The sequence below is a fragment of the Microbacterium sp. UBA3486 genome (assembly GCF_002377845.1).
GTDB lineage: Bacteria > Actinomycetota > Actinomycetes > Actinomycetales > Microbacteriaceae > Microbacterium > Microbacterium maritypicum_A.
In genome coordinates this window covers 62,572-76,218 of record NZ_DFQP01000051.1, presented here as the reverse complement: position 1 = coordinate 76,218, position 13,647 = coordinate 62,572, and the positions used below count along the sequence as shown (strand labels likewise).

Annotated in this window: 12 protein-coding genes; 7 read left to right on the top strand and 5 right to left on the bottom strand. The window is 69.3% G+C overall.

Annotation, left to right across the window (positions count from 1 at the left end):
* Positions 1-2,001, top strand: a 2,001-nt coding sequence (locus B2869_RS07680) for an SbcC/MukB-like Walker B domain-containing protein (RefSeq protein WP_292764618.1), incomplete at its 5' end; no start/stop codon positions are given.
* A gap of 44 nt (positions 2,002-2,045) precedes the next feature.
* Here the strand turns inward: B2869_RS07680 and B2869_RS07675 are convergent.
* Entirely contained in the window at positions 2,046-2,603 is a 558-nt protein-coding gene (locus B2869_RS07675; RefSeq protein WP_021198075.1) for a hypothetical protein, read from the bottom strand.
* A 108-nt stretch (positions 2,604-2,711) separates the two neighbouring features.
* On the opposite strand from B2869_RS07675, the gene nadE reads away from it, so the two are divergent.
* The 3 genes from nadE (at position 2,712) to B2869_RS07660 (ending at position 7,875) form a co-directional block, all read left to right on the top strand.
* Positions 2,712-3,530 carry an ammonia-dependent NAD(+) synthetase gene (gene nadE, locus B2869_RS07670; RefSeq protein WP_029259755.1) on the top strand — a complete coding sequence of 273 codons (819 nt, stop codon included), beginning with the start codon at positions 2,712-2,714 and terminating at the stop codon, positions 3,528-3,530.
* An 83-nt stretch (positions 3,531-3,613) separates the two neighbouring features.
* Positions 3,614-7,084: a TM0106 family RecB-like putative nuclease gene (locus B2869_RS07665; protein WP_292764612.1), complete on the top strand. Its 3,471-nt coding sequence runs from the start codon at positions 3,614-3,616 to the stop codon at positions 7,082-7,084.
* Entirely contained in the window at positions 7,081-7,875 is a 795-nt protein-coding gene (locus B2869_RS07660) for a GNAT family N-acetyltransferase (RefSeq protein ID WP_292764609.1), read from the top strand. Before B2869_RS07665 ends, B2869_RS07660 begins: the two co-directional genes overlap by 4 nt.
* A gap of 21 nt (positions 7,876-7,896) precedes the next feature.
* On the opposite strand, the gene upp is transcribed toward B2869_RS07660, so the two are convergent.
* Entirely contained in the window at positions 7,897-8,529 is a 633-nt protein-coding gene (upp, locus tag B2869_RS07655; protein ID WP_021198071.1) for a uracil phosphoribosyltransferase, read from the bottom strand.
* A gap of 80 nt (positions 8,530-8,609) precedes the next feature.
* Here upp and tadA point away from each other — a divergent pair, with 80 nt between their 5' ends.
* A complete protein-coding gene (tadA, locus tag B2869_RS07650; protein WP_292764606.1) occupies positions 8,610-9,065 on the top strand; it encodes a tRNA adenosine(34) deaminase TadA in 456 nt (151 codons plus the stop codon).
* 12 nt (positions 9,066-9,077) lie between these two features.
* On the opposite strand, the gene B2869_RS07645 is transcribed toward tadA, so the two are convergent.
* Entirely contained in the window at positions 9,078-10,049 is a 972-nt protein-coding gene (locus B2869_RS07645) for a cation diffusion facilitator family transporter (RefSeq protein ID WP_021198069.1), read from the bottom strand.
* A gap of 59 nt (positions 10,050-10,108) precedes the next feature.
* On the opposite strand from B2869_RS07645, the gene proC reads away from it, so the two are divergent.
* A complete protein-coding gene (gene proC, locus B2869_RS07640; RefSeq protein ID WP_292764603.1) occupies positions 10,109-10,948 on the top strand; it encodes a pyrroline-5-carboxylate reductase in 840 nt (279 codons plus the stop codon).
* 3 nt (positions 10,949-10,951) lie between these two features.
* On the top strand, positions 10,952-11,239 hold the full coding sequence (locus B2869_RS07635) for a DUF1905 domain-containing protein (protein WP_292764600.1): 288 nt from the start codon (positions 10,952-10,954) through the stop codon (positions 11,237-11,239).
* Positions 11,240-11,255: 16 nt separating this feature from the next.
* Here B2869_RS07635 and B2869_RS07630 read toward each other — a convergent pair whose 3' ends face one another.
* Together B2869_RS07630 and B2869_RS07625 are read right to left on the bottom strand one after the other, a co-directional pair.
* Positions 11,256-12,848, bottom strand: coding sequence for a hypothetical protein (locus tag B2869_RS07630; RefSeq protein ID WP_292764597.1), 1,593 nt, complete (start codon positions 12,846-12,848; stop codon positions 11,256-11,258).
* Positions 12,830-13,606 (bottom strand): ABC transporter ATP-binding protein, encoded by a 777-nt coding sequence (locus B2869_RS07625; RefSeq protein WP_029259761.1) that lies wholly within the window; start codon positions 13,604-13,606, stop codon positions 12,830-12,832. The genes B2869_RS07630 and B2869_RS07625 overlap by 19 nt, the downstream gene beginning before the upstream one ends.
* Positions 13,607-13,647 lie beyond the last annotated feature (41 nt).

The window sequence follows — 13,647 nt, the reverse complement described above, 5'->3', positions numbered from 1 at the left end:
CTGCGGTCGACGATCGCCGCAGTGGCGCGCGCGCATTCCGCGCTCGCTGTCGCCTCCCGAGACGAACAGGACGCCCACGCGGCGGGCGAGGCGCTCGGTCTCGACGTGGACGGCGACCTCGAGGCCTGGACGGCGGCGGCGACCAGAGAGAGCGGTGCCTGGCAACGCGCGCGAGAACTCGAGGAGAGCGCGCCGACGCTCGACGCCGAAGTCCGAGCAGCGGAGGAGGCGGTCGTGGCAGCGACCGCGCGCATCGAAGCTGCGAACGTGAGGCGTGCCGCGCTTCCCGACGAGATCGCCGCGTTGCACACGCTGCGCGACGAGACCCGTCGCCTCGCCGATCGGGGGGAAGACCGGCAGGCCGCGCAGCAGGCGGCAGAGCTACGCCTCACGGCGGCGCACGAGGTGGAACGGCTGCGAATCGCCGAGATCTCCCTCGAGCAGGAGCTCTCGCAGGCCACCGCGCTGCACGCGGATACGCAGTCGGCTCTGGCGCGACTGCGTCAGCGACGAGCCGACGGCATGGCCGGAGAGCTCGCCTCGACGCTCCGCGACGAGCACCCCTGTCCGGTCTGCGGCTCGCTCGATCATCCGGCGCCGGCCACGCATTCGGATCCGGTCTCGCCCGAAGACATCGCCGCCGCAGAGGGCGCGCGGGATGCCGCATCGCAGAAGGAGCGTGATCTGGCGTCGAGCTCCTCGACGTTGCGCGCCGAACTCGCCGCCGTCACCGCCCGCGCCGACGGTCGGGATGTCGAACAGGCCGAGAGCGAGTACGCCGAGGCCGCTGCGGCACTCTCGAGCAGCCGTGCCGCCGCCGAGGAGCTGAAGACGCTCGACGGTCGCATGGACGAACTCGTCGCCCGTGTCGAACTCCTCGACGCCGAGCGGGAAGACGATGCCAGGGCTCTCGCAGAACTGCGCGAACGGCATGCGCTCCTCCGCCAGCGCAGCGCGGAGGCACACGAGCTGATCGCCGAGGCGCGGGGCGGTTTCGACACGGTTGCCGCACGGATGTCCGACACCGAGGCGAAGATCGCCGCGGCGCGCGCCGTGATCCATGCCATCTCGGAGCGGGCACGCAGGGTCGAAGTTCTCGCCGAAGCCGAGGCGGAGCGCGAGGCCGCGCTCGCAGACTCCGTGTTCGATGACGAGGCGGCGGCGGAAGACGCTCTGCGCTCGGCCACAGAGCAGGAGGCGCTCGACACGCGGATCGCGCAGCATGCGGTGCAACGAGAGAAGGAACGGGCCATCCTGTTCGACCTCGAGTTGCGCACGCTGCCGGAAGAGCCGATAGACCTCGCGCCGGCCGAGCAGGCATCGGCGGACGCGCGCAGCGTCTGGACGCGCGCGGTCGACGAAGCCGCCAGAGCCGCGGGAACCGCAGAGCGGCTCGGAGGGCTGATCGACTCGGCTTCGGACGAGCAGGCTCGCACCGCCGACGATGCCGCGGAGTTCGAGGTGCTGCAGAACCTCGCCGACACGATCGCGGGGCGAGGTGCCAACACCCGCAAGATGACGCTGGAGACGTTCGTGCTGGCCGCGGAGCTCGAGGAGATCGTCGAGGCGGCCAACCGTCGACTGCACGACATGTCCGCCGGTCGGTATCAGCTGCAGCACTCCGATGCGCTCGCTGCCCGCGGGGCGGCATCCGGACTCGGCATCGTGGTCTTCGACGCCTTCACGGGGCAGACCAGGCCGCCGCAGTCGCTGTCAGGGGGCGAGACGTTCCTCACATCGCTCGCCCTCGCCCTCGGGCTGGCTGAGGTCGTGACCGCGCGCGCGGGCGGCATCCGTCTCGATACGCTCTTCATCGACGAAGGATTCGGTTCCCTCGACGGCGACACGCTCGATGTCGCCATGCGAACTCTCGACGAACTGCGGCAGGGGGGCCGCACCGTCGGAGTGATCAGTCACGTCGAGGCCATGCAGGAGCAGATCCCCGCCCAGCTCACGGTGCGCGCATTGCCGAACGGACCCAGCGTCATCGAGGCGCGCTGACCCGAGACCGAGGCTGACGCGAGCGCGGGAGGGCGCCCCCTTCGTCAGACGCCGTACTCGCTGCGGATGAAGTCGCGCAGCTGCACGCTGCATCGTGCGACGGCCTCGCGCCAATCCGTCAGCGCACCGTCCTCGGCCTGATCGGAGACGGCGCGGAACACGCGGATCGGCACATCGAACTGTGCGGCGACCCAGATGAAGGCGTACGTCTCCATGTCGACCAGGGCCGCCCCCGACGGACGGATCACGGCGGTGACTTCGGCGTCCTCCACGAAGTGGTCACCGGTGGCGATCAGAACACCTTCCCTTCCGGTGCTGACGCGCGCCGGAAGGGAGACGTGCTGGCCACGGACGCCGTCGAGGTCGGTCACGTCGTGCTGGAATGCGGTTCCGACCTCATGCACGGTTGCCTCGAGAGCGGGGTCGATCGCGCCCGCCGTGCCCACGACCACGATCTCGTCGTAGACCCGGGCATCGAGCGCGCGGGTGAGCGCATACGTCGCCGGCAGCTTGCCGGGGCCGGTCACGAGTCGGTCGAAGCCGTCCAGCTCTTCCGGGAAGGCGGACAGTTCGGAATCAAGGGCAGCGACGAGGAGCTTCACCGCCCCATTCTCTCAGGACTTCACTGGCAGGAACGTGCGAACGCCGCGGCGTCACCCGTGCGTAACACAGAGGGGCGATACTGATTCGAGGACAAGACGGAGGATGACATGTCGTTGCAGCAGCAGATCTCTGAAGACCTCGGCGTCCGGCCGGAGATCGACCCGGAGGCCGAGGTCGAGCGCCGGGTCGGGTTCCTCGTCGAGTACCTTCGCTCGACCGGCGCGAAGGGCTTCGTGCTCGGCATCTCCGGTGGGCAGGACTCCACGCTGGCCGGACGCCTCGCACAGCTCGCGGTCGAACGGGTGCGGTCCGAGGGAGGCGAGGCGAAGTTCCTCGCCGTGCGTCTGCCCTACCGCGTGCAGCACGACGCGGCAGACGCCGAGGCCGCCCTCGAGTTCATCGCACCCGACTCCTCGGTCGAGGTCAACATCCAGAACGGTGTCGACGGGGTCGAGGAGGACATCGAGTTCGCGGTCACGAGCGACATCAGCGACTTCAACCGCGGCAACATCAAGGCCCGCGTCCGCATGGTCACGCAGTACGCCCTCGCCGGCCACGACGGGATGCTCGTCATAGGCACCGATCACGCCGCCGAGGCCGTGACCGGCTTCTACACGAAGTTCGGCGACGGCGCGGCTGACGTCCTGCCGTTGTCGGGGCTGAGCAAACGGCAGGGGCGTTCGCTGCTGCAGTTCCTCGGTGCTCCGGACCGCCTCGCGTTCAAGGTGCCGACCGCCGACCTGCTCGACGGCCAGCCCGGCCGTGCCGACGAGGACGAGCTGGGGCTCACCTACGAGCAGATCGACGACTTCCTGGAAGGGCGCGACGTCGAGCCCGAGGTCGCCGGCCGCATCGAGGCGAGGTACCTCGCGACGCAGCACAAGCGCCATCTTCCGGTGACGCCCGACGACACCTGGTGGCGCTGACCCGCTTTCCCGGGGAGGCCCACGCTTTCGCCCGTGTCGGATGCCGCGGATAGTGTCGAAGCATCCGACAGAACGGGAGCATCGTGCGGATCGACACTCAGGCGCAGCGCGTCATCTGGAGCGCGAGCGACCTCAAGGCGGCCGCGGAGTGCGAGTTCGCGTGGTGTCGGGCGATCGACGCGAAGCTCGGAAGAGTGCCGGCGGTCGAAGAGCCGGAAGACGCGACCCTGAAGCGGGCCGCCGAGTTGGGCGATGTGCACGAGCAGAACGTGCTGGCCCGCTACATCGACGACCTCGGTGACGAGAACGTCCACCGCATCGAGAAGGTCTCTTCCGTCGATGCCGATGCATTGGCGGCTGCGGTCGACGAGACCATTGCCGCCCTCCGCTCGGATGCGGAGGTCGTCTTCCAGGCGGCTTTCGCGACCGAGGAGTTCGTCGGTTTCGCCGACTTCCTCCGCAAGGATCACGACGGCCGCTGGCGGGTGCAGGACTCCAAGCTCGCCCGCAAGGCCCGTGTCACGGCGCTCATGCAGTTGGCGGCATATGTCGACCAGCTCGATCGCCTCGGCATCCCGCGCTCCGACGAGGTCGACCTCATCCTCGGCGACGGCACGCTCAGCACGCACGCCGTCGACGATCTCCTTCCGCTGTTCCAGGTGCGGCGGTCGCGACTGCGTGCCCTCATCGCCGATCGACGCATCGCCGAGGGTGCGTCGGGCGCGCCGCTCGCATGGGGCGATGATCGCGGCGACCTCCAGATCGTGGCCTGTGGCCGCTGCGCCACCTGCGAGGAGCAGGTGCTCGCGCATCGCGATCTCCTGATGGTGGCGCGGATGCGTCCGGTGCAGCGAGCACGTCTGCGGGCATCCGGCATCGAGACGATCGACGAGTTGGCCGTGGCACCCGAAGCTCCCATGGGCATGAACGTCGACACGTTCGAGACTCTCCGAGCCCAGGCGCGTCTGCAGCTGCGGGCTGACGCCGAGGGAGCACCGACATTCGACGTCCACTACGCGCAGGCGATCCACACACTCCCGTTGCCCAGTCACGGCGATATCTTCTTCGACTTCGAGGGCGACCCGCTCTACACCGAACCCGCTCCCGACGGCGAGGCGCTGTGGGGGATCGACTACCTCTTCGGCTGGGTCGACAACGCGGACCAGTACTCGGCGTTGTGGGCTCATACCTTCGCCGACGAGAAGCGGGCTCTCGAGATGTTCCTCGACTTCGTCAATGCGCGCAGGCTGGCGCATCCCGGCATGCACATCTACCACTACGCGCCGTACGAGACCTCGCACCTCGTGGCGATGGCCGCGCGGCACGGAGTGCGCGAGGGCGAGGTCGATCGGCTGCTGCGCGAGGGCGTGTTCGTCGACCTCTACCCGCTCGTGCTGCGGACCGTCCGGGTCGGCTCCCGGTCGTACTCGATCAAGAAACTCGAACCGCTCTACATGGGCGATGACGTGCGCACCAGCGACGTGCAGAAGGGCGACGACTCGATCGTGCAGTACGTCGCCGCTCGTGAGCTCGCGGCGGCGGGGGAGAAAGCCGAGGCCGACGCAGTGCTGGCCGACCTCGCCGATTACAACCGCTATGACTGCGTGTCGACACGACGCCTGCGCAACTGGCTCATCGACATCGCACGCCGGAAGGGCGTGACGCCCGCGCCGCCCGACGATGCCGACGAGGTCATCTACGAGCCGTCCCCCCGTTCCGTCGCGCTGCTCGCCGATGCGGAACGCGCCGTGGAAGACGGCAGCGACGGGCTCGTGCACCGTATCGCCGCCGCGGCCATCGACTACTTCCCCCGCGAGGCGAAGAGCTTCTGGGTGTCGCATTTCCAGCGGCTGCGAGAGCCGGTGACGATGTGGGACGGCACGCGTGATGTGGTGAAGGTCGATCGCCCGTCGTCGGTCGTGCGCCGCGAGTGGAGCATCGGCGAGGGACGACGTGTGATGTCGCGTGACATCGAGATCCGCGGCGAGGTGTCGCCCGGCACGACGCTCGGCCCGGGGGCGCAGCCGTTCGCGCTCTACGAGGTCCCGGCCCCCTTCGACACCGAGGTGCCTTCACGCGCCGTCCACGTGCCGCACACCGTCACGGTGGTCGAGGTGCTCGACGACGGCTACCTCGTCTCCGAGTCGGCAGTGCAGGGTCAGACCTGGGACGAGCTGCCGCTCGCTCTCACCCCGGCGGCGCCTCCGCGCGTGGTCTCACTGCAGGGAGCGATCGACGAGTGGGCCGATGCCGTGCACGCGGCCGCCCCCGGCTTCCCGCACGACGCGGCGACCGACATCCTGCGTCGAATTCCCCCGCGCACGACATCGGGCGAAGCACTGCCCCCGGCCCGCGACGACACGATCGATGCGATCGTGCGTGGTGTGCTCGACCTCGACCGCAGCTACCTGGCGGTGCAGGGCCCTCCGGGAACAGGGAAGACCTACACCGGATCGCGTGTGATCGCGCGCCTGGTGAACGAACACGGTTTCAAAGTCGGCGTCGTGGCGCAGTCGCATGCGATCATCGAGACCCTTCTCGCGCGCATCGTCGCCGACGGCGTCGCGCCGGCGCAGGTCGCGAAGGCGCCGAAAGATCCCGAGGCAGAGCCGCCGTACACCGTGATCCCGAAGAACGGCATGGCATCGTTCCTCGCCGAGCACGCGGGCGAGGGGGCCGTCGTCGGTGGCACGGCCTGGGATTTCAGCAACACCCAGCGTGTCGACCGTGCAGGCCTCGATCTTCTCGTGATCGACGAGGCGGGTCAGTTCTCGCTCGCCTCGACGATCGCCGTCGCGGCTGGGGCGAAGCGGCTGCTGCTCCTCGGCGATCCGCAACAGCTCCCCCAGGTGAGCCAGGGCGCCCACCCCGAGCCGGTCGACACGTCTGCGCTCGGCTGGGTGATGGACGGTGACCCGGTCGTGCGATCCGAGTACGGCTACTTCCTCGCGCGATCCTGGCGGATGCATCCGTTCGTGGCCGCGCCGGTGTCGAAGCTCGCCTACGCCGGACAGCTCGCCTCGGCCCCCGGAACCGAGCTCCGGGCGCTCGACGGCATCGAGCCGGGACTGCACGTCGTGCCGCTGCGTCATCGCGGCAATGCGACCCAATCGCCCGAGGAGGCCGCGGAGGTCGTGCGACTCGTGCGCGATCTGGTCGGGAGAACGTTCACCGACAACGACCCCGACGCCTCGACGAGGCCGCTCGCGCCGTCCGACATCATCGTCGTCACGCCCTACAACGCGCAGCGTCAGCTGGTGCTCGACGCGCTTTCCGACGCGGGTTTCCCCGACGTTCCTGTGGGCACGGTCGACAACTTCCAGGGCAAGGAGGCTGTCGTCTCGATCACCTCGCTGGCGGCATCGAGCGGGAGGGATGCCCCGCGCGGCCCCGAGTTCCTGCTGCTGCAGAACCGGCTCAACGTGGCGATCTCCCGTGCGCAGGTCGTCGCCTACCTGATCCACTCGCCCGCGCTGCTCGACGATCTGCCGTACACGCCGGAGGGAGTGGCACGGCTCAGCGCCTTCGCCCGTCTGGTCGGAGCGGCGGAATGAGCAAGCCGAGGCGCGCGCACTCGACAGACGAGATCCTGCGCGCGGCTGCGGCCTGGGTGTGGTTCCCGCGCGACAGTGAGCACGAGCGCAGTGAGCTGCTCCTCGTGCGGGATCCGTCGAGATTCGGCGGCGGAGTCCGTGGTTCCCAGGTGCGCTCCGTCCTCGATCCCACGGAGATCGTCGACCATGCTCTGGAGCGGACGAGAGCGTGGGGCGCGTCGAGATTCACCTTCTGGACGAACCCCTCCGACCGTCCGGACGTCGAGGAGGAGCTTCGTCGGCGGGGAGCGGAGCACATCGACACGGTGGCGGTGTTCGCTCGCCCGGTCGATGGAGTCGCAGCAGTCGATGTGCCGGACGACATCACCGTCGAGGTCGTGCGCACGCTGGAGCAGGTGCGTGACGTCGACGCGGTCAACGTGCCCGTGTGGCAGCAGGAGCCCCTCGATCCGCAAGGCCTGCGGGCGGAGCTCGCCGAGGTGACGACCGCGCTCGAGACTCGCGAAGGCTTCCGGATTCTCGCGCGGATCGGCGGCCGGGCGGTCAGCACCGGAGGGTGCACGATCGACGGTGGATTCGTCCGGCTCTGGGGTGCTTCGACGCTGCCGGAGTACCGTGGTCGCGGCGCGTACCGCGCGGTGCTCGCCGAGCGACTCCGAGAAGGCTCAGCCTGGGGAGCGAGGACGGCGCTCGTCAAGGGGCGCATCTCGACGTCGGCGCCGATCCTGGCGCGCGCCGGCTTCACTCACTTCGGCGACGAGCGCGCCTACCGCCTGACTCTCGACGCCTGACACCGGCGGAGCGGGCTCGAGTCAGACCGTGCCGTAGAGCCGATCGCCGGCGTCGCCGAGCCCGGGCACGATGTACCCCTTCTCGTCGAGGCGCTCGTCGAGCGCGCCGAGCACGAGGGTCACATCGCGGTCGCCCGCCATCGCCTCGATCGCGGCGACGCCCTCCGGGGTGCCGAGCAGGCAGATCGCCGTGACGTCCTTCGCACCGCGGTCGAACAGGAACTGGATCGCGGCGGCCAGCGAACCCCCGGTCGCCAGCATCGGGTCGATCGCGAAGCACTGACGGTCGCTCAGATCATCGGGCAGACGCTCGGCGTAGGTCGTCGGCTCGAACGTGGTCTCGTCGCGCACCATGCCGAGAAAGCCGACCTCGGCGGTCGGGAGCAGCTTCACGAGGCCTTCGAGCATGCCGAGACCGGCACGCAGGATCGGCACGACGATCGGTCGCGGTTCCGAGATCTTCACGCCCGTCGTGGTGGTCACCGGGGTCGTGATCTCGATCGGGCTGACCTTCACGTTGCGTGTCGCCTCGTACGCGAGCAGCGTGACGAGCTCCTCCGTGAGCTGCCGGAAGACCGGCGACGGCGTGCGCGCATCGCGCAGTACCGAGAGCTTGTGAGTGATGAGAGGGTGGTCGGCCACGTGAACACGCATGGATACAGGGTAATGCGCCGCGCGGTCGGGCACGACATCGAAGCTCCGCCCGCGCTCGGCGGCTGTCGTAGGCTCGACGCATGACCGCTGCAGACGACCTCGCGATGCAGCGCGCCCTCGTGCTCGCCGCCGAGGCGGCCGCGGCATCCGAGATCCCCGTCGGCGCCGTCGTGATCGACGGGGGAGGGCGGATCATCGCCGAAGGGCGCAACACCCGCGAGGAGACCCACGATCCGACCGGTCACGCCGAGATCGAGGCGCTGCGGCGCGCGGCGGCGTCCGTCGGTTCCTGGAACCTCGACGGGCACACGCTCGTGGTCACCCTCGAGCCGTGCATCATGTGTGCCGGTGCCATCCTGCAGTCCCGCGTCGGCCGTGTGGTGTTCGGAGCCTGGGACGACAAGGCCGGAGCGGCCGGGTCCATGTACGACGTGCTGCGCGATCGCCGGCTGCCCTACCGGGCCGAGGTCATCGGTGGCGTCCAGGCCGACGCGGCCACAGCGGTGCTGCGTTGGTTCTTCGAGCAGCGTCGCTGAGTCGAGCCCCGCTCAGTCGGACGACTTCAGTACAAAGACGTCGGTGGAGGGCTCGGGGTCGATCGCCGGGCGGTACACGTCGGGCTCGATGTAGACGATCCGCGCCACCGGAACGGCCTCGCGGATACGGGCCTCGATCGCGTTGATGTCGTCGGCGGCCTCGCGCAGCGGCTTGTCGGCGTTCAGCGCGATCTTCGCGGCGACCATCAGCTCGTCCGGGCCGAGGTAGAGCGTCTTCATGTGGATGATCTTCTCGATCTCATCGCCCGCGTTGATCGCGTCCACGATACGGTCGTGGTCCGCCTGCGTCGCGCCTTCACCGACCAGGAGGCTCTTCGTCTCGACGCCCAGCACGATCGCGATCAGCACCAGCAGCACACCGATCATCACGGTGCCGAGTGCATCGAACATCGGGTTGCCCGTGATGAGGGTGAGGCCGACGCCGAGAAGGGCGAACGTGAGGCCGGTCAGCGCTCCCACGTCTTCGAGCAGCACGACCGGGAGCTCAGGTGCCTTCGAACGACGCACGAACGACACCCACGACTGGCCCTTCTCCCGCACGAGGTTGCTCTCGCGCACGGCGGTGCGCAGCGAGAAGGATTCGAGCCCGATCGCGACGACGAGCACGACGAGCGGCAGCCACCACCACGTCTTGTCGAGCTCGTGCGGATTCGTGAGCTTCTCGACGCCTTCGTAGATCGCGAAGAGACCACCGACCGAGAAGAGGATGATCGAGACGACGAAGGCGTAGACGTAGCGCTCTCGCCCGTACCCGAACGGGTGCGCACGGTCGGCCTCGCGTCGGGCCTTGCGCCCTCCCAGCATCAGCAGCAGCTGGTTTCCGGAGTCGGCGACGGAGTGGATCGCCTCCGCGAGCATCGAGGCAGACCCGGAGAGGGCCCAGGCGATGAACTTCGCGAGGGCGATGCCCATGTTCGCCAGGAACGCCGCGACGATGGCCTTGTTGCCTCCGGATGCACTCATGGGACGAGTCTAGAACCGCCCGCCCGAGGATGTCGGAGTGCCCGCCGTAGGATGACGACATGGCTGACTCGCTTCCTTCGCTCGCTTTCCTCGGTGCCGGCTCGATGGGTGGTGCGATCCTCCGTGGGGTGGTCGCCTCGGGTATCCACATCGACGGCGGCATCGCCGCGACGAACCGCACCGCGGAGAAGGCGGAGGCCTTCGCCGGACTCGACGGCGTCGCGAGCATCGCGCTCGCCGAGCGGCCGGACGGCAATGCCGAGGCGGTGGAGGGCGCCCGCATCGTGCTGGTCGGCGTGAAGCCGGCCATGGTGCCCGACCTGCTCCGCGAGATCGCCCCGCACCTCGCCGCCGACACGATCGTGGTGAGCGTCGCCGCCGGCGTCACGCTACAGACCTTCGCCGATGTGCTCGGTGCGGATGCCCGCGTCATCCGCTCCATGCCCAACACCCCGTCCACCGTCCGCAAGGGGGTCACGGGTCTCGCCGCCGGTGCGGCCGTCTCGGATGAGGATCTGGCCCTCGTCCGTCGCCTCTTCGAGACTGTCGGGGTCGTCGTCGAGGTGCCAGAGTCGCAGATCGACGCGCTGTCGACGATCTCGGGCTCCGGACCCGCCTACGTCTATCTACTGATCGAGGAGTTCACGAAGGCCGCCGTCGGCATGGGCTTCGACGACGCCGACGCGCGACTGATGGTCGAGCAGACGTTCATCGGCGCGACGGCTCTGCTCGACGCCTCGGGCGAGGACCCTGCGGAACTGCGCCGCCGGGTCACGAGCCCGAAGGGAACGACCGAGCGGGCGGTGGCCGTCCTGCAGGATGCACACCTCGACGCCACCTTCGCCGATGCCGCGGCCGCTGCACTCGCGCGCGCCAGAGAGCTCGCCGCCGGAGCCTGAATCATGCAGCTGCGGATCGAGGGCACGATCTGGTACTGGCGGGGTCCTGCGCCCTTCCATTTCGTCACGGTGCCGGCGGCCGAGAGCGAGTTGATCCACGAGATCGCATCCGTCGTCACATACGGATGGGGAATGATCCCCGCATCGGTCACGGTCGGCGAGACCACGACGACCACCGCCCTCTGGCCGAAGGACGGCGGATACATCGTGCCGATCAAGAAAGCACTCCAGGACCGCGAGGGCCTCGGCGTGGACGACGTGATCGAGGTCATCCTCGACATCGACGCCTGACGGGTTCCGGTCTCGCTCAGCTCTCGCTGGACACGTCGGCGAGCACCTCGGGCCAGCGACGATCCAGGACCCTCCCGCCGAGCACGGTTCCACCCCAGATCGCCAGTCCGCCGAACGCGATGCCGCATGCGAGGCTGACCCAGCCGAGGGCGGGGTTCCAGATCGCCGCGATCGCGAATCCGAGTGCGGGGGCACCGAGGGCGAGCGTGATCGGACCGATGATGATCATCGCGAGCAACGACTGCACTCCTCCGGACGAGCCGCGTCCGAAGGGATTCGCCTCCGGGGCGGGTGCGCGTCCGGGGAGGAAGCTCCCCACCCATGCACCGGCGCCGCCGGCGATCGCCGTCAGGCCGAGAGCGGCGCCGAGACTGCCCGGCAGCAGGTCGGGACGTCCGGCGAGGAGGCAGGTCGCCACGCACAGCACGATCGTCACCGGAACCGCGATCAGCCCGAAGCCGAGCAGGCGTCCCGCGCGGTCGGCGGCACCGCTGACCCCGGTGAGGATGTGGATGGCGACGGCATCGTTGTCGTAGGCGATCGCCATCTGCACGATCGTTCCGGCGAGCAGGGCGTTGATCGCGGGGATCAGGGTGATGGCCGGGGCGAAGCCGATCGCCTCCTCCTGCAGACCGTTCATCAGCGCGATGCCGATGAAGATCGCCGGCAGCAGCAGAAGCATCACGATGTTGACCAGTTGGCGCGGATCACGACGGAAGTAGCGCAGCGACCGTGCGGCGATCGCCCCCATCGAGTTCGCCGGCAGCACCCGGTCGAGCAGACCGCCGGAACGCACCCGTCCGCCCCCGCTGCTCTGGATCGGCGAGACGAGTCGCGCGGCCAGCAGCCGCTGCGACGCGAACCACAGCACGACCACCGTCGCGAGGGCGATCAGCAGTCGGAGCGCGGCGGTGGGGATGTCACCTTGTGCAGCCGCGGCGGATACCCCGAATACGGCACCCACCGGTGTCCAGGCGGCGATGTCGGCGATGGTGGTGAACGCCTCTCCGACGTCACCGACCCTGGTCAAGGCCCCGATCCCCAGGTTGAGGATGAGGCCGGACGAGGCGGCGAGCAGCACGCCGAGGGTCAGCACCAGGTCGCGTGTGCTGCGGCGCGCCAGCCACCCGGCGAGGAGGCCGCTCACCACGCGGGCACCGAGCACACAGGTGATGACGGCCACCGGGATCATGATCACGGCGCTCAACAGAGCGGGCATGCTGACCGACCAGCCGAGCAGCATCAGCAGCAGGGCGACCGTGGTGCCGATGCCACCGATGGTCGTGGCGCCGGCGACGACGAAACCCGGCAGCAGTGCGGGTGCGGTCACGGGCAGCAGAGCGAAGCGCTCGGGAGCGAGCGAGTCGTCGGCGCTGACCAGGATCGAACCGATCCACCATCCGAGCACGATCACCGAGCCGGTGAGCACGATGGCGGTGACGGCGCCGTCCGGCGCGGCGAAGCGCAGCGCGACGAGTCCGGCGGTGAGCCCGGCGAGGAGCCCGAGCGCCACCATGCCCGTGATGATCAAGGTGACGATCATCCAGGGATTGCGGGACAACTGATGGCGGAGCTGCCGCCAGCGCAGACTTACGAGGAGCGCAACCATGCGAGCGTCTCCGTTCCGAGGTCGTGCGCCCCCACGAGCGTGAGGAAGCGCTGCTGCAGCGAGAGGCCGGCTCGCACCTCGTCGAGCGGGCCGTGCGCGAGCAGGCGTCCCTCGGCGACGATGGCGACTCTGTCGCACATCGATTCGACGAGTTCCATCACGTGGCTGGAAAGCACGACCGTGCCGCCGCCGTCGACGAATGATCGCAGGATCTGCCGGATCGTCTCGCCCGACACCGGGTCCACGGCCTCGAGCGGCTCGTCGAGGATGAGCAGGCGCGGAGCGTGGATCAGCGCGCAGGCGAGTCCGATCTTCTTGCGCATGCCCGCGGAGTAGTCGACGACGAGCGTGTCGCGGGCGTCGGCGAGCCCGAGGGCCTCGAGCAGGTCGACGGTCCGGGAGACGACGTCCGCCTCGGCCATGCCGCGCAGGAGCCCGGTGTATCGCAGCAACTCGGCGCCGGTCAGTCGGTCGAGCATGCGGATGCCATCGGGGAGCACGCCCATCCGCGCCTTCGCCTCGGCGGGGTTCTGCCACACGTCCGCACCGAGCACCCAGGCGGTTCCCGCATCGGGACGCAGCAGGCCCGTGGCCATCGCGAGGGTGGTGGTCTTGCCCGCCCCGTTCGGGCCGAGCAGCCCCAGCATGGATCCGGCCGGCACGTCGAGGGAGAGACTGTCGACGGCGACCTTCTGCCCGAACTGCTTGCGAAGCCCGCGAAGGGCGAGGACGGGAGGAGCCGCGGTGTGGTCGGTCATGGGTCCCATCCCATCACGACGGCGGGGACCCTCACATCCGC